Genomic DNA, 24,364 nt, shown 5'->3' with positions numbered 1-24,364 from the left:
ATGACTTGAAATCATGGCATGAGTTTTCGACGGAAGAGAAAGATTAAATACAATCTTATCACTCAAGTCCAGTTCTAGTGATAAAGTCAACAAAAAATCCCTACAAGAAACAATTCCTGTAGGGATTTTTATTGGATTGAATATTGATTATTAAAGATTCAATTTCTTTAATTCTTTCACTGCAAAATCTGCTGCTCTTGCTGTTAAAGCCATATAAGTAAGCGATGGATTCACACATGAAGCAGAAGTCATGGCAGCACCGTCAGTCATAAATACGTTTTTCACAGCGTGTACTTGGTTATGTGCATTCAATACCGAAGTTTTAGGGTCACGTCCCATACGAGCCGTTCCCATTTCGTGAATCGCCATTCCTAAATACGAACCATTGTCATAAGTTCTCACATTTTTCACGCCAGATGCTTCTAACATTTCTTTAGCATCGTTCATCATATCAATACGCATTTTCTTTTCGTTTTCACGTAAGTCAGCATCGAATACAACTACTGGCATTCCCCACTTATCTTTAGTAGTTTTGTCAAGGAACATTCTGTTTTCGTAGTAAGGTAAAGTTTCACCGAAACCTCCTAGACCCATTGACCAGTTACCCGGTTGTGTTACTTCGTTTTTATAGTCAGCACCAAAAGTAAGTTCAGCTACATTACGTTGCCATCCTTGACGGCTCGCTCCACCTTGGTAACCAAAGCCACGTAAATAATCACGTTTGTCAGAACCGATGTTACGGTAACGTGGTACATAAATACCATTTGCTCTACGTCCGTAGTAATATTTATCTAAATCACCTTCCCAAGTACCCGAAGCACCTGTACGGAAGTGGTGATCCATCAAATTATGTCCTAATTGACCAGAATCATTACCCATACCTTCTGGGAAACGATGTGAAACAGAGTTCATCATCAATGAAGTAGAACCAATTGTACTACCACACACGAAGATGATTTTAGCAAAATACTCACGATCTTGCATCGTTACAGCATCACGTACACGGACACCAGTTGCTTTTTTCTTGTTTTCATCGTACATAATTTCTGTTACGATTGAATCAGGACGTAAAGTTAAACGACCAGTTTTAGCTGCTGGAGGTAAAGTACAAGATTGTGTACTGAAGTAAGCTCCGAATGGACAACCCAAAGAACATTTGTTACGGTATTGACAAGAAGAACGACCAATTCCTAATTGTTCTTTCGCCGCTTCCGAAAGGTTGGCAACACGTCCCATCGTAAGGTTACGACCCGGAAATGTTTTTTCAAGACGTTGTTTTACTTCTTTCTCCACACAGAACATTTCCATTGGAGGAAGGAATTCGCCATCTGGCAATTGAGGCAAACCTAATTTTTCTCCTGAAATTCCAGCGTATTTTTCAACATAAGAATACCAAGGAGCAATATCTTTATAACGAATTGGCCAATCGACCGCAATACCATCTTTTAAATTCGCTTCAAAGTCAATATCACTTAAACGATAAGATTGACGACCCCACATGATTGATTTCCCACCAACGATGTTTGGACGATACCAGTCAAAACGTTTTTCTTCTTTATATAATGAGTCAGAATCGTTCATCCAGTACTTTTCCGTCATTTCATTGTATGGATAATCACGGGCTAATTTTGGATGAGATTCTTTTTGTTCTATTGTTAAGCGACCATTGTATTTCATTTCCCAAGGGTCTTTCATGGCATTTTCGTAGCCAGTAACGTGTTCTAATTGCTTACCTCTTTCGAGCATAAGTACTTTCAAACCTTTTTCGGTTAGTTCTTTAGCAGCCCAACCACCAGAAACGCCCGAACCAATTACAATGGCATCGTAAGTCATCCCTTTTACTGCATCTATATTCAAATTTGACATCTCTTGATATTTTTAAGCCTGAGCGATGAGCTATCAGCTTTGAGTTTAAACAAAAAATTAGATAATGATTTTGAGAAATAGCGGATGAATTTAGCATAAAATCTAAAATCTCATGGCTCACTTCTCAAAGCTAAAAAGCTATTACAACGCCCATGCTTTTTGTCCCGGTTTCAAAGGAACACAACCTTGGAATTTACCCGGAATAGGCAAATAAGCTAATGCTTTAGTAGCACCAATTTCTGAAGTAAAATAACCAGTTACTGTTAGTTCTTTCATTCTCATAAAGAAAGGTTTGTCGGCAGTTGTGCTTAATTTAACCATTTCGTTCTTCTGAGCTGTATCTAATTCTATAAAACCTTTACCAAATTTAGTTTTGCTATCAGCATCTAATTTTGCCAAACCTGCATAAAACTTATCTTGGTCTTCTTTCTTGTAACAATCACGCATTACACGTACAATAAATTTCTCAGCACCAGCAGCTTTTGCACCCGGAGTGTCAGTTGTTGGAATGATAATATCAGCTACTTCTGCCAGTAATGTTTCTTGTTCAATACTTACGGCTACACTGTCTCCAGTATTGATAATTTGTCCCATTACTCCTGCCATTAATGGAGCAGAAAGTACGCCTCCCATTAGAAGGGCAACTCGTTGGACGGCTTCTCTACGGTTCATATTTTAGTTAAATGATTGATTATTAGATTTTTATAAAAAGCTGTACTCGGTAGTTTTTATTAGATAGTAAAGTAAAGAAAAAAACGTTATCAATTGACGCAGAATTAAACTTTTTAATGAAATAGTTTAACTCTGCCCTGTGTTATTATGGAGTTTATGAGTCTATGAGATTATGAGTTTAAGGTTGAAGAGTTTGTTGTATTTAGATTTTTTAGAAGTATCAACAGCTGTTCTGATAAGTAGTTGGATTTGAAGCTTTTAAGACATTGTATTAATCTTGAAATCTGAATGCTGGACAAATTTATATCATAGATAAAATATTTTTATACAATAAAAAAAATCAGTTTGACAACCGAAAGGGTTGCCAAACATTTTAAATGAAAATGTCCATTAAAAGTAATTCATGCTTATAGCAAGTACAATCAATAAACCTAGAACTCATAATCTCATAAACCCTAAACTCATAAACTTTTATGGCTACTCATTTTCAAATCTAAAATACCACCTGCCATAATTTGCTGATGTGTCAAGAAATTCTGAGTAAATGGTTTTCCGTTGAGTGTTGCCGATTGAATGTAAGGTGTTTTGGCAGAGTTACCTTTGGCGATGATTTTAAATGTTTTACCATTCGGTAAATTCAAAGTCGTTTCTTCAAATGTTGGGCTACCGATGATATAATTTGGTGTACCCGGACAAACAGGATAATAGCCCATCATGCTGAAAACCAACCAAGCCGACATTTGTCCGCCGTCTTCATTTCCACTCATTCCACCCGCTGAAATATCGTATTCTTCTCTAATAATTTGGCGTACTTTTTCTTGTGTTTTCCAAGCCTGATTTGCGAAAGGATACAAATACACAATCTGATTATTCGGCTCGTTTCCATGCCAATAATAACCTTGGTCGAACAATGTATCTAATTTTTCAATGAAGCATTTTTCTCCACCAATGTGTTTAATCAAACCCTCCACATCTTGTGGAACATAGAAAGTATATTGAGCAGGCGAGCCTTCGGTAATGAAACTACTGCGTTGCGCAAATGGGTCAAAAGTTTTAATCCAAGTGCCATTGGCATAGCGTCCACGAGCGTAGCCAGTTTGTGGGTCGATGACGTTTTGATAGTTTTTAGAACGTTTCATTAGCGCTTCATAATCCGCTTTTTCGCCTAATTTTTTGGCTACTTGTGCTAATACAAAATCATCATAAGCGTATTCTAAAGTACGTGAAACTTGTTCTCTTTTATGAAAAGCTTGCCAAACAGAATCTTCTAAAGGAATATAATTGTATTGTAAATACGATGCCAAAGCTCTTCTGCCTTTTCCTTCTTCATAACTTTTTTGGTCTGTATTTACTTCAAAAGCATTTTTTCGCATGAATTGGTAGGCCGTTTTTATATCAAAACCTTTGATTCCTTTGATATAAGCATCGCCAATGGCAGCAGTAGCGTGGTCGCCAATCATGGCAGCGGTATAATTATTCCAGCATGGGAAAATGGGTAACCAAGTGCCTTGTTCGGCTTTTTTAACCAAAGACTGCATCATATCTGCCGTTATTTTTGGTTCTAATAAAGTATGCAATGGATGCACTGCACGATAAGTATCCCAAAGATTATAATCTTCATAATAATCAAATCCTTTGGCTTGATAAATGTTATCATCGTCGGCAAAACCAGTGTAAGTACCATCAATATCCGAGAATACTCTTGGAGTAAGTTTGGCATGATAAAGTGCAGAATAAAATAAGGTTTTGTCGTAATCGCTGCCTTTTACTTCTATTTTCCCTAAAGCTTTGTTCCAAGCATTATTGGATGCTTGACGAGTTTTAGAAAAATCCCAATGATTGATTTCGCCTTCCAAATTTTTTCTGGCTCCTTCCAAACTTGTGAAAGAAGTACCGATGCGTACTTTTACTAATTTATTGCCAAATTGGGCATAAGCACCAACAGTTTGTTTCTGTCCGTTTCCTTGTGCTTTTGTTACTTTATTATTTATTTCATTATTTTTCCAAACGCCAAAATCAGTAAAAGTTTGGTCGAATTGAATGACGAAATAACCGCTAAAACCTGCTGGTTTTCCAACACCTTGATAAATTCTGTGAACGGGATTATAACCTACGATTTCATTTTTTTCTGGATGAATTTCCACAAAGCCTTCGCCTTCATCAGAATTTGGTTCAACAACAATATAGTTTTCCTGATTTTGACTGAAATTAAACTGTAAAAATCCTGCACGAGAAAGAGCAGTCATTTCAGCTTTAATGTTGCCTTTTTTCAGCGTTACTTGATAATAGGATGGTTTTACAGTTTCCGTTTTTCGGTCAAAATCGCTTCCTCTGTCTGTAGTATTTACATTTAATTTTCCAGACATTGGCATGATGGTAACACTTCCGTAGTCTTGTACGCAACTGCCATTCATCCAATGCGTTCCTCTGAAACCTTGAATTTTAGTATCGTTATAATAAAATGGTGGAATACACTTTAATTCCGTTGCTCTGGTTTGGGGCGTCCAAGAAGTCATACCTTGTGGCACGCCAATGGCTGGTACAATTTGCCCTTTCATTTCAGAACCTGCTTCGCTGTGTTTTTTGGCACTTTCTGTGGTACTTGGTGCTGAACCAATCAGCGGATTGACATAATCTGCGGGCTGTTTTTGTGCCACACTTCCTAGAGGCAATAACAGCGCAAAAAGAATTTTTTTATAATTCATGTTTATTTAGAATATGTGAAGTATTCGGAGGAATTTACTCAAACCTATAAGGATTTGTATGATGTTTAATGATGAGACTTTAAGCTCAATTAATATCCTTAATTAATTTATTCCGAATACTTATTTCGATTTTTTGGTAAATGCTATCTTGAATTTATACTTTCAAAAACCATTTCTGACGATATAAAAAGTATAAAAACCCTAATTGTACTATTACGATTCCGCCTGCTAAAGCTACTGGTTGCCAAGTGATGGCTACTTGCTGTATTAAACCACCAAATAAATAAAGTGTTGTTGATTCAAAATTAATTAATCCGTGTGCTGCCAAGTAAATTGTGATGGAATTCATACCAATCCAAACGAATGGCGCTATCCAAAATTTGATTTCCAATACATCAATAATTAAGTAAAAGAAAGCCATAAAAAGTAAACTGAATCCTCCCGAACAAAGTACGAATGAACTTGTCCACATGATTTTATTAATTGGAAAAATCGGATTCCAAGCCCAAGCGAAGAGAATCAAAACAATGCCCGTTGCTGACATTGCTATTACTTTTTTGATTTTTGAAATATTTACTGAACGTAAAAATTGCCCAACAAATACACCTAATAAAGCATTACAAATGGCAGGTAAAGTAGAAAGTAAACCTTCCGGGTCATATACTTTTCGGTGAAGTTTTCCCGGTAAAAATAATCGGTCGATATAGGCTGATAAATTGCCTTCTTTCGTGAATATTCCAGCACCAAAATCTGGAACAGGAACGTATTTTAAAAGTAAAAAGTAAGCAATGAGAATACCGAAGAAAAGGATGATTTGCGTTCTGAGTTCAGTATAAATAAAAATAATTCCTGCGAATAAACAAGAAAGGGCAATTCTACCCAAAACACTGGCGATACGAGTATTTTCATAGCCTTGGAATTTGAATAAACCATTGACGATTGTTCCTAAAATGATTAAGATAATCGTTCTCTTGAATAAACTTTTTAGAATAAAGAGTTTAGTATTTTGTGGATTTGCTAATTGTTTGCCGATACTGTATGGCATTGAAATACCAGCAATGAAAATAAAAAGTGGAAATATTAAATCGTAAAAGGTAAAACCGTTCCATTCTGAATGATGTAATTGACTAGAGATCCAGTTGATTGTGCTGTTATCAGAAGCTTTTGCCCATTCGTGAATCAAGCCTTCGCCACTAATAATCCAAAACATATCAAAACCTCGAAGCGCATCCAAGGATTGTAATCGAGTTGAATTTATACCTTTTTGCATAAGTAATGTTTGTAATAATAGTCTGAACAGATTTTCAAGATGGCTTTTGAAAACAATAGCTTTGCACCAAGAAAATTCTTTAATACAAAGCTATTGATAATTAGTCAGTCAATTAAATTTTAATAACCAGGGTTTTGCGTTAACGATCTGTTCAATTGCAAAGCATTGGTTGGAATCGGGAAAAGGCGTTTTTTAACATCTTTATCCGTTTTTGCTCCCCAAGTATCTTCGTATTTACCAAAACGAATCATATCATTACGGTGCCAAGCTTCCCAAGTGAATTCTCTTGCTCTTTCTTCATAAAGTTGTTGTAAAGTAACAGAAGTCCAAGCCGCTGAAGTAGTACGTTTGCTTCTTACTTCGTTTACTAAAGAGATTGCTGTTTGTCCGTTTGTCGCAGAACCACCTCTAGCAATTGCCTCAGCTTTCATCAACAATACATCAGCATATCTGAAAATCGGCACATCGTTATTTTGATTTCTAGTTGCCGAAGTACTGTCTGCATAGAATTTGTTGTTACGGTAACCCATATTCCATGCTTTTTCATCATTTCCTAAGTCAAACGTTGCAGGTTTTTTGATGATAACATCTGGTGTTATGTCAACTTGATAAGATAAAGCCGTTCCAGCATCTGCACCTTTGTAATCTTCGTCATAACCTTGTTTTGTTGTACTTACCATTACTGGATTGCCCTTGTAATCAAATTGTTTTCCAGTAATCCATTGCTGATTTCTTACATCTTTTGCATCGTTGAAATAAGCATAAAATTCTGGAAGTGTACTTGCTGCTGAACTTGGAGTAAAAGGCAAGCTGTATTTCGCACGCAATGATCTTGGTAGCGAGTATCGAGCATAAAACATATAACCGTTAGGAGCGGAGGCATCGTAAGGAATGGCAAAAATAAATTCCTTGATTTGTGGTCCGTTATTCACGAAAAACATTTTTCGATAATCACTTTCGATAGCATATTTTCCTGAACTGATGACATTATCACAAGCAATGATGGCATCGTTCCAACGTGCAGTACCTGTGTAAACTTCAGCATTCAAATACATTTTCGCTAATATTGTATAAGCAGTATATTTGTTTGGACGACCGTATGTTTCTTGACCAACTACTGTGCTTAAGTTTGGAATACTTTCTTGTAATTCTTTCTCGATAAACTTAAATACATCAGCTCTTGCAGTTGTTCTAGCTGTGGTTGTATCACCAAATTTTGTTGAAATTGGGATATTTCCCCACATATCCATCATCATAAAATAACACATCGCACGCATTGTTCTTAGTTCAGCAAGACTGGTTTGTTTTGCGGGAGATTCTGGTGCTTTTGAAATCAAGAAAATATTCTGATTACTTGTACTGATGGTACTTGTTAACCATGACCAAGCACTTTGTACGTGTGGGTTATCTTGGTTCCAAGTGTGTTTATGATGTTGCTCATAACGTCCGCCATCATACCAGTTTCCTCCACGTGCAGGTAAAATAGCTTCATCAGTACTCAACGACTGTAAAAACCAGTAGTCAGTTGAATAATTTTGACGAAAAGCATTGTACGTTGGTCCCGCAGCTTGGATAAACTGAGTAGGCGTTTGAGGGAAAATATCTGGCGTTAGTTGTGTTGTTACGGGGACGTCAAGGTCATGGCAAGCCATTAATCCACTTATGCTTGCAATGGTTATTATCAATTGAAATATTTTTTTCATCTGTTTCTAGCATTAATAGTTTTGAACAGTACCTAATTCTCTAAGAAGAATTTCTCCAAAAGCATCATTTATTCAGTAATTGCTTCTAGGTACTGTTTGAATTATTGTAAATGTTTTTAGAATGAGGCGGAAACACCAAACAAGAATGTACGTGTTTTAGGATAGAAGTTGTTAGCATCTACACCCGGAGCTGTACCACCTTGATTGATTTCAGGGTCGATACCTTTATAGCCCGTAATCACAAACAAGTTGTTTACTGAGGCATACAAACGAATACGTTTGACGTCTTTAGAAATGTTTTTGAACGAATAGCCCAAAGTAGCATTATCTAAACGCAAGTAGCTACCATTTTCTAAGAAACGTGATGAGTAACGATAAGAGTTAAAATCGTTTGCTGATTCTTCGGCAACTTCAACAGGAATGTTGGTAAATCTTGCTGTACTTGGTCTGAACAAATCTGCACGAGTAATATTCATGATTTTGTTTCCTAAAACCGCACGCATGAAAATATTCAAATCGAAGTTTTTGTATGTAAAATTGTTTGACCAGCCTATTAATAATTTAGGTTGTGCATTTCCCAAAGCTTTATAGTCTTTTACACTAATTGGTTTGGTCGTCAATTCACCTTTTGCATTGTAGTATTGCGAAACACCATTTGCATCTTTTCCTGCATATTCATAAGTAAAGAATTGACCGATTGGTTGTCCTGCTACGATTACCTGTACAGTTTCTCCAGTTTGTCCAGCACCATCAGGTTGTACAATTTTAACTGAATCTGTTTTAAGCGTTGAATTCGAAAGACTAACAATTTTGTTTTGATTATGCGCTAAGTTGATAGTAGTATTCCAAGAAAAGTTTTGGGTTTTAACCGCATTTACATTTAAGGTAAATTCTACCCCTTTGTTGCTCATTTTTCCAACATTGGCAGTTAATGAACCATTTGGATATAAGACAGTACTTACTGGATATGTCCAAATCAAATCAGAAGTTGTTTTATCATATACTTCTAATGTACCGCTTACTTTTCCTTTAGCAATGGCAAAATCAAGACCTAAGTTAGAAGTCGCTGTTTTTTCCCAACCTAAATCTGGGTTTTCGTTTTGTAATGCACCAATCGCTGCTTGTTGTGCCCCATTGTAATAAAATGTACCAACGTTTCCGTAAATCAATTTCGTGGTATATGGGCTAAAGCCTGCGGAGTTACCTGTTACACCATAACTAAGACGTAATTTTAATTCACTAAAAATTCGTTGTTTTTCCATGAATGCTTCTTGGTCAACTCTCCAAGCAAAACCTACTGCTGGGAAATATCCCCACTGTTTGTTCAACCCAAATACTGACGAACCGTCACGGCGAACTGAGCCTTGTAATAAGTATTTGTTTTTATAATTATAGTTAACACGTCCGAAATCTGAAATTAAACGTACTTGTTGGTAATTATCACCACCATAATTTACTCTGAATGAGTTAACCGCATAAGGGTTTCCTAAACCTAAATTGTTGTAACCAACGGCATCAACTGGAAAGTTTGTGCTAGTTGCTTGGAAGCCATCGCCATTGATACTTTCTTGCCAAGAATAACCCACAACAGCATTAATTGAATGGTCGCCGATTTGTTTATCCCAAGTAAGATATGTTTCTAATAAACTCTGAGTATTCTGATACGCATTTCTTGTTGCCAAACCATTTGCACCTACTAAAGTGATGAAAGATGGGTTTCCCGGAGGTTCTGGTGTACTACGGATGTTATTATAATATTGTGTATAATAACTGTTGTAGTAAGCGCCATAATTCGTTTGGAAGTTTTGGTACGAGAATTTAACATCATAAGTAAAACCTAAAGGAAGTTTTAACTGCCCGAAGAAAGTACCGATTAAACTCTTGTATTTCAAACGTTCTTGTCCATTTTCAATCAAAGAAACAGGGTTGTAATAACTAGATTTGTTGAAGTTATCATAAAAAGAACCGTCTGCATTGTGTACAGGAGCAGTTGGCAAATAAGTCAACATTTGTGCTAAAACAGTGTTTCTATATGGAACCCATTTTGCATCACTTACTGAATTGGTTACTGATAAACCTAATTTCAAATTATCGTTAAATGCTTTTTGTTCGATAGATAATCTTGCTACCACACGGTTTAAAGCACTTGATTTTACAATACCTTCTTGGTCGAAGTAGTTGATACTTGCATTGTAAATCGTATTTTCGTTTCCACCACCAAATGAAACATTATGGTTTTGGCTAATCGCTGAACTACGTTGAACAGCATCTTGCCAGTTGGTATTTGCACCTAAATCATCTTCTGGTGATAAAGCTTGTCCATTTTTCGTTAAAAATGTTTTCAACTGATTAGCATCCATCATGTTGTATTGCTTAGACACTTTGTCGATTGCCATATACGAACTATATGAAACCTGCATTTGTCCTTTATTAGCACGTTTTGTCGTAACCATGATTACACCATTGGCAGCACGGTTACCATAAATTGCAGTAGCAGCAGCATCTTTCAAAATGTCCATTGTAGCAATATCATCTGGTGCAATCAAAGAAATATCTGCACCCGGTACACCGTCAATTACGAATAATGGTGATTGTGCGCCATCACGTAATGAAGATGCACCACGTAAAATGATAGCCGCCGCACGGTTAGGGTCACCACTTCTTGTGATGTTCAATCCCGGAACTTTACCTTGTAATAACTGCCCAACATCACTGATGGCTCCTTTATTCAAGTCTTCTGGTTTGATGGTTGTAATCGCACTGGTTAAGTTTTTACGTGATTGTGTACCATAACCAACTACTACTACTTCTTCCAAACTTTGGTTTTCAACTAACATCGAAACGTTGATTACCGAGCGACCAGCCACAGCAATTTCTTGTTTTTGGTAACCTACAAATGAGAAAACCAAAGTATTGTTACCGTCTGGCACTGCAATTTTGTATTGACCTTTGCTGTCTGTTGCTGTACCTCTGTTGGTATTTTTTACGAGTACCGAAACACCGGGTAAAAATTGTCCCTTTTCATCGGTGATTGTTCCCGTGATGGTTTGTTCGGCGATTATTTCGTTTGGGATGATTGTTTGAATGTTTTCTTTTTCAGTAACCGTTTTTTTACGAAGAAGAATACGATTATCCATTACTTCATACGAAATATTTAATGGACTAAGAAGCTTCTCTAAAACCTTTGATAATTTATCGTCAGTAAAGTCAAAAGACACAATTTGCTCTGCCTGAATGGCATTTGAACTATACACAAACTTTACATCTGCTTTCTTCTCTATCTGGAATAATACTTTTTTAACTGTACTCGTCCCAGTTCTTAGCGTAATACTTTTATTGAGTACCTCTTGCGAAAAAGCACTGTTTGCCAGAGAAATTCCGCAACAGATAATCGAGAGGAATAATTGAGTAATGGTAATTCGCATCGCTTTGGAGAGAATCTTTTTAAATGATAATTTTTTTTTCATACTTTTAACTGTTTTTAAACTGTGAAATGTGGAAAAACAAACCCTGAACATCGTCCTGATGTCACCGAATTGGCGTTTGGTGGGGTTTCTTAGGCCGGTAATGCTCGTAACATTATCGGCTTTTCATTTGAAAGCGACTATGTTTTCATGGAGTTAAAGGGAATTAAGAGTTTTGAGTTATGAGTTTGGAATTAAGAATTTTTGAGGGAAGAGTTTTGAGTGAGGGGTTGTGAGTTATGAATTGAGAATGAATAATTTTTACTCCTCATTCGCAACTCACAACTCCTCACTCATAACTCCTCACTGACATCCTGAGCCGTTGATAAAAATCACCGTTCCACGCTGTTCATAAGTAGCGTTGACCGATTTACAGATTAAATCAAGCTGACTGTGTAATGAAATTTCGTTTAAATCTGCCGTGAATACACATTTGTTGAGTTCGTGATTTTCAACCACAAATTCTATTTGATAAGCTTCTTTCAAACGTTCAAGTACTTCTGTCAGTGGCGTTTCTTCAAAAATGAAATCTAATGTTGTAGCAGGAATATTTACGATAACTGGATTTTCAACCAAACTTGGAATCAGTTTTTTCGTTTCTTTATCAAAAACAATTTTCTGGTTCGGTGTCAGAATTACGCCATTTCTATGAAAGCCATCTTTCTCTGAATTTTCATAAACCGATACTCTTCCTGTAGCCACCAATACTTCAATGGCTTTTGAATCATCGTAAGATTTGATGGTGAAACTTGTGCCTAATACTTCTGTCACTAAATCTCGGGTATGTACAATAAAAGGTTTTGAAGGGTTTCTTTTTACTTTGAAAAATGCTTCGCCTTTTAAATATACGCTACGGGTTTTATCATTGAAATGTTCAGGATAACTAATGCTACTTTCTGCTTTTAGTACGATTTCGCTACCGTCTTCTAATTTAATTTTTTGAGGTTTATTAGAGGTGTTTTTTACTTCAATAACGCCCAAATTGCTGGCGATACTTTCTGTGAATGAATGGCTGTACGCCGTAGTTTTTTGATAATAAAATAAGCCAAAAAATCCTATAATCAAGGAAGCCGCCACGGCAACTGCCGTCCATTTGAAGCGTAATGCAACAATGTTTTTAGGAAATAAACTTTGCTGAATTCTTGCCCAAAGCTGTTGTTCAATATTGCTTTTTTCGCTTGAATTCAATCTAAGTTCACTATGTTTTAGCATATTGTCCGACCACTCCTTTACCATCGCTTCTTCCTCTGCTGTGCAAGCGCCCTCAAGGTATTTTTCTAGTAATTTATCGAAATCGTATTGGTTCATCTTTCGTATTTGCTGTAATTTGATTTGAAATTGTAAACAATAGGCGTTGATGAATTAATTATCAGAATGATATACTTTTAAGTTTTCTCTAAGTACTTTCAACGATTTGGTAATATGATACTCTACCGCTTTTTCACTTAGTTCTAAACGTTGGGCGATGTCTTTGACAGATTGATTTTCAAATCGACTCATCTTAAATACTTCGCAGGTTTTTTCTGGTAATTTTTTCAATACTTCATCTACTGCTTTTGATAAATCTGCAAAATGTACAATTTCTTCTGTAGAGAACGATTGCTGAATTTCATGGAAAATGATGTACTCCTGAAATTTTCTATTCGTGATTTGAGATTTGATATAATTGGTTGTTAGATGTTTTATCGAAACTACCAAGTAAGCACTCAAAAAACGAATATTCAACTGTTCTCGTTTTAGCCAAAGACTCTCAAACAAATCATGAACAAGCTCTTCCGCCTCTTCTTTCGTACCTGTTTCGTGATAGGCAACGCCAAAAAGTTTGTACCAATAACGATGATAGATTTCCTCAAAGGCCTTTTTATCGTCCTTTTTCAGAAAGTCTATTAATTGTTCATCGCTTAATTGTGAATGCTTCATGTGATTGTTCCGGAATCAATATTTGATGTATAGTCAAACAAGTCGTCAAAATCCCTAAATGATTTTAAAAAATATTTTTAAAATGCAATTTTAGCCTTCTGGCTGACCTGCTTACACTCAGAAAAGGGTAGAAGTCGATTTTCTACGCAATATTTTTAAAGAATTATCTATTATTCACTCCATTTAAAGCGTTGAACTATGCCAAAACTATTTGTACTCTTATTATTCTGTACCGTTTTTGTAGAATCTACGCTGGCACAAATCGACAAAAAAGCCACTAAAGAAGCGAAAAGGCTTTATCAAAGTTTAGCAAAAATTTCCAAGAAAAATATTCTTTTTGGACATCAGCATGCTACCGAATATGGACATGGCTGGGCTGGCGACCAAAATCGTTCAGATGTAAAATCGGTTACAGGTTCGCATCCTGCTGTAATTGGTGTTGATTTTAGTGGTTTGTCGGGTCGTTCTAAAGAACAAATTGCCAAAACGGCGGAGGCTTTACGCAAAAATGTTGTCGATACTTATAACCGTGGGGGCATTATAACAGTTGCTTGGCATTTTTCAAATCCAGCTTCTGAGGGCGGTTTTTATTGGAAAGATTCCGTTTCGTTGGCTTCAATGGCTTTGATAAAACCGGGTGGTTCGCATCATGAAAAGTATAAGGAAATCTTGAAAACTGTTGCAGACTTTGCTCATTCGGTAAAAGGACAAGATGGTACTTTAGCACCGATGATTTTCAGACCATATCATGAATTTGATGGCGATTGGTTTTGGTGGGGAAAAAGCTATTGTTCTCGGGAAGATTTTATTTCGGTGTGGCAGTTTACCATTACTTATCTGCGTGATAGTCTGGATGTTCATAATTTTATTTATGCCTTTTCGCCTGATTGTAAATTCACTACTGAACAAGAGTTTTTGGAGCGTTATCCGGGCGACGAATGGGTAGATATGTTGGGAATGGATAATTATGCAGACTTTGGAAGAAATGGAAAATATAATCTGGCATTGGGTATTAAGAAATTAAAAATCGTATCTGATTATGCCAAAAAAGCCAATCGTTTGGCGGCTTTAACGGAAACCGGTTTAGAGTCAATTCCTAATCCTACTTGGTGGACGGAGACTTTGTTGAAAGCCCTGAAATCTGAAAAAATGAATCTAGCTTATGTCTTGGTTTGGCGAAATGATGTTAAAAGTCCAACCCATTTTTATGCACCTTTTCCTACACAAACAAGCGTTCCCGATTTCTTGAAGTTCTATGACGACCCTTATACGCTTTTCGAGAAAGATTTAAAGCATATTTATCGTAAAAAACGATTCTTATTTTTTTAGCATTCAATCATCCAATTCAATTATAAATTTCACAAATCATGAAAAAACAATCTTATATTATCGCTCTTACTTTGCTGTTCTTGTTGAGTATCGGCGATACTTTTGCTCAAAAAGCAAAACCATTATTTAACTTTCCGTTTGGTGTGCAGGCTTATACTTTTCGTAATCATTTCCCTGTTTCTGTTGAAAATACTTTGGATAAAATCAAGGCGATGGGCATTACAGAAATAGAAAGTAGCGGGGCAAAAGGAATGAGTAATGCTGATTATAAAAAACTTTGTAACGACAGAGGTATCAGTATTCCTTCGGCGGGCTGTAGTTATGAACAATTAGAGAAAAACCCGCAAGAGGTTGTGGATAACGCCAAGGCTTTGGGTGCAAAATATGTGATGTGTGCTTGGATTCCTCACAAAGGCAATGAATTTACCATTGAGGACATTAAAAAAGCGGTAGCAGTTTTCAACAAGGCAGGAAAAGTATTGAAAGAAAATGGACTTACTTTCTGTTATCATGACCACGGTTATGAATTCAGACCTTACGAAGATGGAACGCTTTTCGATTACTTGGTAAAGAATACCAATCCTGCTTATGTGTCTTTTGAAATGGATGTTTTATGGACACTTCATGGTAGAGCGAATCCAGAAGCTTTGTTACAAAAATATGGTTCTCGCTGGAAATTGATGCACGTGAAAGATTTGAAAAAAGGTATTGTGGGTGATTTTTCTGGACATACTCCCGCAGAGAATGATGTAGTTTTGGGAACAGGACAAGCCAATTGGCCAGCGATTTTGAAGATAGCCAAAAAGATTGGTATCAAACATTACTTTATTGAAGACGAAAGCGAACACGAATTAGAAAATGTACCTTTGAGTATTACTTATTTGAAGGGGCTGTGAGATAGTATTGAGCGATGAGCTGTCAGCTTTGAGCATTTTTAGCGATTGATATGATGATGACCATTCCTTTCATAATTCATGTGAAAATCATAAAGTGTTTCTTAGTATTTCTGAGTGGGAAATGCTAAGAAAATTCTGTATCTAATCTATTTCTATTGGAAAATGCTTGGAAACACTTGTATCTAGTATATTTCTATTGGAAAATGCTTAGAAACATTTGTGTCTCATCTGTTTCTGTTAAGAAATGCTTAGAAACACTTGTATCTAGTATATTTCAATTGAGAAATGCTTAGAAACACTTGTATCTAATTTGTTTCAATTGAGAAATACTTAGAAATACTTGTATCTAGCCTGTTTCTATTGGAAAATGCTTAGATACAAATGTGGATTAGGTCAATCATTTTGGAACATATTATCATTGTAGATGCAAAGCCTTGCGGTTGTTCGGGCAAACAAAAAAATCCCCATATCGTTGATATGAGGATTTTTTTTGAGGTATAAACCAGAATCGAATTCGTTAGACTGACCAGTTCTATAAACCTTTACCAGTAGCTGCCCAGTAAATACCGCCATAGATATGATCTAAGAAAGTTTGGTCAGAGAACGTCAATGGAATATGTCCTAAACCAGTATAGAATGCTCTACCACCATCGTAGTTATGGTACCAAGAAATTGGATGGAATTTACCCATACCTTTTCCTTCGTTTGTTCCCCATTTTGCATAAGGCTCATAAGATTTTTCATCTACCGAAATCAAATAGTGTAAATCTGTTGATTTTAGGTCGCCAAATTCATACCATTCGTCTGTCCAAAGGAATTTTTTAGGGAAACGCTCCATTCCTGGAAAGTTGCTATCTTCAACTTTCAAATAAGCCGTTTGCTGTGCAGGGTGAATTTTGAACATCATACCCACCATTTTAGTGTACCAAGTCCAATCGTACTCAGTATCCGATGCCGCATGAATTCCCACATAACCTTTTCCCGAACGAATAAATTTCTCGAATGCTGCTTGTTGTTCATCATTCAAAATATCACCAGTTGTATTTAAAAAAATCACAGCACTGAAATTCGCCAAATCTTTATCGTTGAAAACAGTAGCATTTTCCTGCCAAGTTACCGAGAAATTATGGCGAGCCGCCAATTGACGAATCGCTGCTACGCCTTCATGAATTGATTCATGGTGAAAGCCAGCAGTTTTAGTGTATAACAACACTTTAAATTGCTGTGCAAAAGTCGTGCTGGTAAATGATAAAGCCAACAAAAACAAAAGAGTACTTTTGAAGAGATTATTTTTCATTTTCTTGAAATAGTTGATAGTTGAATAAGAAGATAATAGAATATTGTTGTAATATTTCAGCAATCTGTCGCAATTAACGAATTTCAGATTATTAATAACCATTGTTCACTACCATAAGTGATGAACTAATGGTTTAATACGCTGTTGATATACTTGATTAATACTAGAAACTTGTTGCGTTGTTAAATCTGCAATATTGAAAACATCTAAATTCGACAATACTTGTTCTGGACGAGAAGCCCCCGGAATAACCGTACTTACGGCATCGTGTTGTAAAATCCAACGCAAGGCGATAGGCGCTAAATTCGGGTGTTCTGGAAATAAAGCCTTCAATTCATCCACAGCCGATAAACCAGTTTCGTAGTCGATACCCGAAAAAGTTTCACCTTTATCAAAATGTTCGCCATTGCGGTTGAAATTGCGGTGGTCGCCTTCGGTAAAAGTAGAGTTTTTAGAGAATTTACCAGTCAATAAACCACTCGCCAAAGGTACTCTTACAATTACACCAATGTCCTTTTTCTTGGCTTGTTCAAAAAACAATTCAGCAGGACGCTGACGGAAAACATTGAAGATAATTTGTACCGAAGTAACGTTATTGTACTCGATTCCCTTCAAAGCTTCTTCCACTTTCTCGACACTGATACCCAGATTCAAGATTTTTCCTTCATCTTTTAAACGGTCGAATAATTCAAAAATCTCTGGGCGATAATATACTTCCGTTGGTGGGCAATGTAGTTGTATCAAATCAAGGGTTTCTAAACCCATGTTGGTCAAACTATCTTCCACAAATTTGCGAAGTACCGCTGGTTGATACGCTTGGTTTACGTGTGGATTCAATTGTCGCCCACATTTTGTTGCTACAAAAAGGCGTTCAGAATGAGATTTTACAAACCTTCCAACTGCTTTTTCGCTTTCGCCATTGCCATAGACATCGGCAGTATCAATAAAATTAATACCAGCATCTACGGCAGTATTCAGAATAGCGTCTGCCGTTTCATGACTAAAATCAGCACCCCATTTTCCACCTACTTGCCAAGTACCCAAACTGATTTCTGAGATGTCGAAACCTGTTTTTCCTAACTTTCTATATTGCATTTTTAGGATTGTTATTTTTGTTTATCTTTTATTAGAAAAGCTTTGAGCAGTGAATTATGAGCTTTGAGCCTTTTTTTTCTAAAATAATCTAAAAAGCTCAAAGCTCACGGCTCATAGCTAAAAGCTTAAAATCTCTTCAATCTTCATTAATTCTTCTTGACTGAAATTTTTGTTTTTCAAGCAATCTAAAGAATCTAATAATTGCGAAACTCTACTTGCGCCAATCAACACCGAAGTAACTCTTGAATCTTTTAATAACCAAGCCAAAGCCATTTGAGCTAAAGATTGTCCACGTTCCAACGCAATTGCATTGAGTTTTTCTAATTTAGCAATCACTTCTGGCGTCACTTGACTGGTTTGTAAAAAACCATGTGCTTTAGAAGCTCTCGAATCACTTGGAATACCTTTTAAATATTTATCGGTTAAAAGTCCTTGTGCCAAAGGAGAAAAAGGAATACAACCCACGCCTTCACGACCGAGTACATCTAATAAACCACCTTCAACCCAGCGCTCAAACATTGAGTATTTGGGTTGGTGAATTAAACAAGGAGTACCTAATCTATTCAGAATGGCGATGGCTTTTTCAGCTTCTTCCGCTTGATAATTAGAGATACCAACATACAAAGCCTTTCCTTGTCTAACGATTAAGTCTAAAGCTGCCATTGTTTCTTCCAATGGCGTATTTGGGTCTGGACGGTGATGATAGAAAATATCCACATAGTCTAAACCCATGCGTTTTAAACTTTGATCGAGACTAGACACCAAGTATTTTTTTGAACCCCAATCTCCGTAAGGACCAGGCCACATCAAGTAACCCGCTTTGGTAGAAATCACGAGTTCATCACGATAAGGAATGAAGTCTTTTTTCATGATTATGCCAAAGTTCTCTTCAGCAGAACCCGGAGGCGGACCATAATTATTGGCTAAATCGAAATGCGTGACACCATTATCGAAAGCTGTTTGAAGAATAGCACGGTAGTTTTCAAAGACATCAACACCACCGAAATTATGCCATAAACCTAAAGAAATAGCAGGTAATTGTAAGCCACTATTTCCACAACGGCGAAATTCCATCGGACGGCTACCCGTTTGGTCGTAGCGAGCAGGATTAGCAAGGTAAGTCATTTAAATAAAATTCAGGGAAGTTTTGAAATCGTTGTTATTTTATAAATAGTTATTCCGATAAAAACAAATATGAGCTGTTTTCACATTATACAAATGTAATATAAATAGCCATGTAGTTTGATAGGCTTTATCATTGTTTATTTAGATTTCTAAAGCTTATAAAATAGCTTATACTTTCTAATACTATCTCATATTTGTCTTGAAGTATTAACACACATAAAGCTGACACTGAAATTTATTACCGATTTTTCATTTAGCGAATTTTCGCTAAATGAAAAATCGGTAATTATAATAAAAAATATTTTCTCTGGAATCTTAAAAGTTTTGCAAAATAAAACCTAATGATTTTAACTATTTAAAGAATTATCTTTTGAAGCGAAAGGTTTATTCAGAAAATAATAATTGGTATAAGTATTTATTACTAAAATATTATTTGGTGTTTCTTTGGAATTAAGAAATTAACTCCTGTATATTTGTTAAGTAAACAAAGAAACAATAGCGAAATTTCGCTAGAAAAAATTCTAAGAAAAGATGTTCAATCAAATTATCAATATCGTCCTAGTGGTTATTCTACTCCCCCAACAGGTGTGAGACGGTTTGATATTTTTACTATACCAAGACCTTTCTCACACCGGAGAAAGGTCTTTTGTTTAAAAGGATTTCAATTCTTAGAAAAATGTAAAAAAAGCAGATAAAGTACAAATCTCATTTTTGATATAATAACTTAACCAAGTAATCATGTTGAAATTTAGTGAAAACACTAAATGCTGATTCAAAACATTTCAATTCAAGATGTCACAAGAACTAAACAAATTCTCAAGAACCCTTACGCAAGAAGTAACAAACCCAGCAGCAAAAGCAATGTTATACGGCATTGGCTTAACTACTGAAGATATGCAAAAAGCCCAAATTGGTATTGCCAGTACGGGTTATGAAGGAAATACTTGTAACATGCACCTCAACGGTTTGTCGGTTCATGTGAAAAAAGGAATCCAAGAAAATGGCATGGTAGGTTTGATTTTTCATACAATTGGGGTTTCTGATGGGATGACGAATGGAAACAATGGGATGTCTTATTCATTGCCTTCTCGTGATTTAATTGCCGATTCAATAGAAAACGTAGTTGGAGCGCAATGGTACGATGGCGTAATTGCCGTAGTTGGTTGCGATAAAAATATGCCGGGTGCAATGATGGCAATTGCCCGTTTAAACCGCCCAGCAATGTTAGTGTATGGTGGAACAATTCGTTCTGGAGAGTATAAAGGACAAAAATTAGACATCGTTTCGGCTTTTGAAGCTTTAGGGAAAAAATTCGCAGGAAATATTTCTGATGAAGATTATGAAGGAGTCATTAAAAATGCAATTCCGGGTGCTGGTGCTTGTGGCGGTATGTACACGGCTAATACAATGGCATCTTCAATGGAAGCAATGGGCTTAACTTTACCAAACTCTTCATCATATCCAGCTACTCACGAAGGTAAAAAAGCAGAGTGTCTAGCTATTGGTGCAGCAATGAAGAACTTGTTGGAGAAAAACATCTGTCCACGTGATATTATGACTCGCAAAGCATTTGAAAATGCGATGACTGTAGTAATGGCAATGGGTGGTTCTACAAATGCAGTACTTCATTACTTGGCAATTGCTCGTGCCGCAGAAGTTGATTTTACATTAAAAGATATTCAAGATATTTCAGACCGTACTCCTTTACTTGCTGACTTAAAACCTTCTGGAAAATACTATATGGAAGATATGTTGGCAATTGGTGGAGTTCCTGCTGTAATGAAGTATTTATTACAAGAAGGTTTATTGCACGGTGATTGTATGACAATTACAGGAAAAACAATTGCAGAAAACTTGGCTAAAATTCCTGAAATTAATTTTGAAACTCAGAAGATTATAAAACCTTTAACTGAACCTATCAAAGCAACTGGTCACTTGCAAATTTTATATGGCAATTTAGCCACTGGTGGCGCCGTAGCAAAAATTACTGGAAAAGAAGGTGAGAAATTTGAAGGCGTAGCCAAAGTTTGCGAATGCGAAGAAGAAGTAATTGAGTTTTTACAAAAAGGTGAAATCGTAGAAGGACAAGTAGTTGTAATTCGTAATGAAGGACCAAAAGGTGGACCAGGAATGCCAGAAATGTTAAAACCAACTTCAGCAGTGATGGGTGCGGGCTTAGGAAATAAAGTTGCGATGATTACCGATGGACGTTTTTCAGGTGGTACACATGGTTTTGTGGTTGGACACGTTACGCCTGAAGCTCAAGTAGGAGGAAATATTGGTTTAGTAAAAGACGGAGATTTAATCACGATTGATGCCGTAAATAACATTCTTCATGTACATGTTTCAGATGAAGAATTAGCTGAAAGACGTAAACTTTGGAAGCCAATCGAATCACCATTTAAGCAAGGTGTTTTACGTAAATACGTGAAAAACGTATCATCAGCAAGCGATGGCTGTGTGACGGATTTGTAGGAATTTAGTATTAATTCCTATTTTTGAAAGCTCTCGATAATTAAAAAACTAAGAGAAGTATATGAAATTAGATCGTAACTTTTTCAAGATGGGAAGCCATTTAGAAAGTGGTGATAACCGGAATTTTTGGAAGGATAAAACTATAATAGAACGATTAGAAGCATCATTTTATCTGAATAGTATCTCTTATAATTTTGACATTAAGAATCCTCCTAAAATGGACAAAACTCTTTTTTCACATAGAAAACACTTATGAGTAATATTTTTAATGAGGACTTTCAAGACTTTCTTAAAGCTTTTAACAAGTATGAAGTGAAATATTTGTTGGTAGGAGGATATTCTGTAATACTACACGGTTATCCTCGCACAACAGGTGATATGGATTTATGGGCTGAAAAAACCAGTGAAAATTATGAAAGAATTGTTAGTGCATTTGCAGATTTTGGTATGCCAATTTTTGATATGACCATTGATAATTTTTTAAATAATCCCTTAATAGATGTCTTTACTTTTGGAAGGCCACCTGTGGCAATAGAAATTCTCACTAATGTTAAAGGTTTGATTTTTGGTGACTCCTTTGAAAAGTATATTGATTATCAGATAGATAATGAATTAAGTATAAAGTTGATACATTATGATGATTTGATTTTAGCAAAAAAAGCAGCTGGTCGTCCAAGAGATTTGAATGATATTGAAAATTTGAAAAAATAGGAAAGCCATTAATAGATTAGACTAACAAAACCACAATAATATATTTATTCATTAAAAATAAATAATGTTAACCATGGAAAACTCACAAACCATGACCGTAGAGGAAAAGAAAACAGAACCTGCTAAGTTTTTGACAGGAGCGCAAGCAATCATGCAATGCTTGGTAGAAAATAATGTAAAAACCATTTTTGGTTATCCGGGTGGCGCAATCATGCCAACGTATGATGCCCTCTACGATTATCAAGATAGAATCAAACATATTCTTGTCCGTCATGAACAAGGTGCTGGTCATGCAGCACAAGGTTATGCTCGTATGACGGGTCGTGCTGGGGTTGCCATGGTAACTTCTGGACCGGGAGCAACCAACTTAATGACACCTATTGCTGATGCTTTATTAGATTCAACACCGATGGTTTGTTTGGTTGGTCAAGTAAAAGCAAATTTATTAGGAACTGATGCTTTCCAAGAATGTGATATTATCGGGATGTCGATGCCAGTAACGAAATGGAATTTTCAGATTACCGACCCTAACGAAATCCCAGAGGCAATGGCGAAAGCATTTTACATTGCTGAGTCTGGTCGTCCGGGTCCAGTTTTATTAGACATTACTCGTACTGCACAAGCAGATTTGATGACGATTCCTTTCGAATACAAACCTTGTACTGAAATTGTAAGTTATCGACCAAGACTTACTCCAAAACAAGAACAAGTGGAAGCGGCAGCCAAATTAATTAATGCTGCACAGAAGCCTTATATCTTTGCTGGACATGGTATTATTATTTCTAATGCACAGCAAGAATTTGATGATTTTGTTCGTAAAACAGATATTCCAGTTGCTACAACATTATTAGGTATGTCGGCATTGCCATCAGACCATCCGAATTATATCGGTTGGTTGGGTATGCACGGAAATTATGGTGCCAATGTGTTAACGGATGAAGCAGATTTAATCATTGCAATAGGTATGCGTTTTGATGACCGTGTTACAGGTGATTTATCAAAATTCATCAAGCAAGCAAAAGTTGTTCATATTGATATTGACCCAGCTGAAATCAATAAAAACGTGTTTGCAGATGCTCCAGTAATTGGCGATGCTAAGCAAGTTTTAAAAGCATTATTACCATTGGTAAAAGAGCGTAAACACGAAACGTGGAAGGCTGAATTTAAGAAGTACGACGAAGCTGAATTTGAGAAGATTACGAAGCGTGACGTATTCCATGATGGTGATAAAATCAGGATGGGAGAGGCCGTTACGATGCTTTCTAATAAAACAAAAGGTGAAGCAGTAACCGTTACAGATGTTGGTCAACACCAAATGGTTACAAATCGTTATTATCAATACAATACTTGGAATTCGTTGGTTACTTCAGGAGGGGCAGGCACAATGGGCTTTGCTTTGCCAGCAGCATTTGGTGCAAAAGTTGGTGCGCCAGACCGTGAAGTAATTGCTATTATTGGTGATGGTGGTTTCCAAATGACACTTCAAGAATTAGGAACGATTGCCCAAAGTGGTTTGCCAGTTAAGATTATTATTTTGAATAATAATTTCTTGGGAATGGTTCGCCAATGGCAACAACTGTTTTTTGAAAAACGCTACTCTTTTGTAGAATTACAAAACCCAGATTTCATTACTATTGCCAAAGGTTTTGGTATTGCAGGACATACTGTTAGTGACAGAGCGAATTTGTCAGATTCCTTAGATACTTTATTGGCTTCTGATAAACCTTATTTGTTAGAAATCATTTGTGAGAAAGAAGAAAATGTTTTCCCAATGGTACCTGCAGGTGCAAGTGTTTCGGCAATTAGATTAGAGTAAATTTATTGAGTGAATGAGTG

At 36.3% G+C, this 24,364-nt stretch carries 16 protein-coding genes; 5 read left to right on the top strand and 11 right to left on the bottom strand.

Annotated features, from left to right (window positions below):
• Nucleotides 1–150 precede the first annotated feature (150 nt).
• The 8 genes from VB798_RS05035 to VB798_RS05000 all read right to left on the bottom strand — a co-directional run bounded on the left by VB798_RS05035 (nucleotide 151) and on the right by VB798_RS05000 (nucleotide 13,600).
• Nucleotides 151–1,866, bottom strand: coding sequence for a GMC family oxidoreductase (locus tag VB798_RS05035; protein WP_323256604.1), 1,716 nt, complete (start codon nucleotides 1,864–1,866; stop codon nucleotides 151–153).
• A 141-nt stretch (nucleotides 1,867–2,007) separates the two neighbouring features.
• Nucleotides 2,008–2,538 carry a gluconate 2-dehydrogenase subunit 3 family protein gene (locus VB798_RS05030; protein WP_323256602.1) on the bottom strand — a complete coding sequence of 177 codons (531 nt, stop codon included), beginning with the start codon at nucleotides 2,536–2,538 and terminating at the stop codon, nucleotides 2,008–2,010.
• A 461-nt stretch (nucleotides 2,539–2,999) separates the two neighbouring features.
• Nucleotides 3,000–5,243 (bottom strand): GH92 family glycosyl hydrolase, encoded by a 2,244-nt coding sequence (locus VB798_RS05025; RefSeq protein ID WP_323256600.1) that lies wholly within the window; start codon nucleotides 5,241–5,243, stop codon nucleotides 3,000–3,002.
• 154 nt (nucleotides 5,244–5,397) lie between these two features.
• Nucleotides 5,398–6,513, bottom strand: coding sequence for an acyltransferase family protein (locus VB798_RS05020; RefSeq protein WP_323256598.1), 1,116 nt, complete (start codon nucleotides 6,511–6,513; stop codon nucleotides 5,398–5,400).
• 119 nt (nucleotides 6,514–6,632) lie between these two features.
• On the bottom strand, nucleotides 6,633–8,216 hold the full coding sequence (locus tag VB798_RS05015; RefSeq protein ID WP_323256596.1) for a RagB/SusD family nutrient uptake outer membrane protein: 1,584 nt from the start codon (nucleotides 8,214–8,216) through the stop codon (nucleotides 6,633–6,635).
• A 116-nt stretch (nucleotides 8,217–8,332) separates the two neighbouring features.
• Complete coding sequence (locus VB798_RS05010; protein WP_323256594.1) at nucleotides 8,333–11,683, bottom strand: TonB-dependent receptor; 3,351 nt, start codon at nucleotides 11,681–11,683, stop codon at nucleotides 8,333–8,335.
• 300 nt (nucleotides 11,684–11,983) lie between these two features.
• Entirely contained in the window at nucleotides 11,984–12,988 is a 1,005-nt protein-coding gene (locus VB798_RS05005; RefSeq protein ID WP_323256592.1) for a FecR family protein, read from the bottom strand.
• A 54-nt stretch (nucleotides 12,989–13,042) separates the two neighbouring features.
• Nucleotides 13,043–13,600, bottom strand: a complete 558-nt coding sequence (locus VB798_RS05000; protein WP_323256590.1) for an RNA polymerase sigma factor — start codon at nucleotides 13,598–13,600, stop codon at nucleotides 13,043–13,045.
• A gap of 198 nt (nucleotides 13,601–13,798) precedes the next feature.
• Here VB798_RS05000 and VB798_RS04995 point away from each other — a divergent pair, with 198 nt between their 5' ends.
• Nucleotides 13,799–14,929: a glycoside hydrolase family 26 protein gene (locus VB798_RS04995; protein ID WP_323256588.1), complete on the top strand. Its 1,131-nt coding sequence runs from the start codon at nucleotides 13,799–13,801 to the stop codon at nucleotides 14,927–14,929.
• 38 nt (nucleotides 14,930–14,967) lie between these two features.
• Entirely contained in the window at nucleotides 14,968–15,825 is an 858-nt protein-coding gene (locus tag VB798_RS04990) for a sugar phosphate isomerase/epimerase family protein (protein ID WP_323256586.1), read from the top strand.
• Between the two features lie 532 nt (nucleotides 15,826–16,357).
• On the opposite strand, the gene VB798_RS04985 is transcribed toward VB798_RS04990, so the two are convergent.
• The 3 genes from VB798_RS04985 to mgrA all read right to left on the bottom strand — a co-directional run bounded on the left by VB798_RS04985 (nucleotide 16,358) and on the right by mgrA (nucleotide 19,342).
• Nucleotides 16,358–17,122: a ThuA domain-containing protein gene (locus VB798_RS04985; protein WP_323256584.1), complete on the bottom strand. Its 765-nt coding sequence runs from the start codon at nucleotides 17,120–17,122 to the stop codon at nucleotides 16,358–16,360.
• Between the two features lie 108 nt (nucleotides 17,123–17,230).
• Nucleotides 17,231–18,217 carry an aldo/keto reductase gene (locus VB798_RS04980; protein WP_323256582.1) on the bottom strand — a complete coding sequence of 329 codons (987 nt, stop codon included), beginning with the start codon at nucleotides 18,215–18,217 and terminating at the stop codon, nucleotides 17,231–17,233.
• 117 nt (nucleotides 18,218–18,334) lie between these two features.
• Complete coding sequence (gene mgrA, locus VB798_RS04975) at nucleotides 18,335–19,342, bottom strand: L-glyceraldehyde 3-phosphate reductase (protein ID WP_323256580.1); 1,008 nt, start codon at nucleotides 19,340–19,342, stop codon at nucleotides 18,335–18,337.
• Between the two features lie 792 nt (nucleotides 19,343–20,134).
• On the opposite strand from mgrA, the gene ilvD reads away from it, so the two are divergent.
• From ilvD to ilvB, 3 genes are all read left to right on the top strand, one after another.
• Nucleotides 20,135–21,817 (top strand): dihydroxy-acid dehydratase, encoded by a 1,683-nt coding sequence (gene ilvD, locus VB798_RS04970; RefSeq protein ID WP_323256579.1) that lies wholly within the window; start codon nucleotides 20,135–20,137, stop codon nucleotides 21,815–21,817.
• A gap of 252 nt (nucleotides 21,818–22,069) precedes the next feature.
• The gene (locus VB798_RS04965) at nucleotides 22,070–22,528 is read left to right on the top strand and encodes a DUF6036 family nucleotidyltransferase (RefSeq protein ID WP_323256577.1); all 459 of its coding nucleotides are present in this window, start codon (nucleotides 22,070–22,072) and stop codon (nucleotides 22,526–22,528) included.
• A 73-nt stretch (nucleotides 22,529–22,601) separates the two neighbouring features.
• Entirely contained in the window at nucleotides 22,602–24,344 is a 1,743-nt protein-coding gene (gene ilvB / locus VB798_RS04960; protein WP_323256574.1) for a biosynthetic-type acetolactate synthase large subunit, read from the top strand.
• Nucleotides 24,345–24,364: the final 20 nt, after the last annotated feature.

The sequence above is a fragment of the Arcicella lustrica genome, from assembly GCF_034930985.1.
Classification (GTDB): domain Bacteria; phylum Bacteroidota; class Bacteroidia; order Cytophagales; family Spirosomataceae; genus Arcicella; species Arcicella lustrica.
Note: the sequence above shows the minus strand (reverse complement) of the source record. Positions and strands in the feature narration are given on the sequence as shown.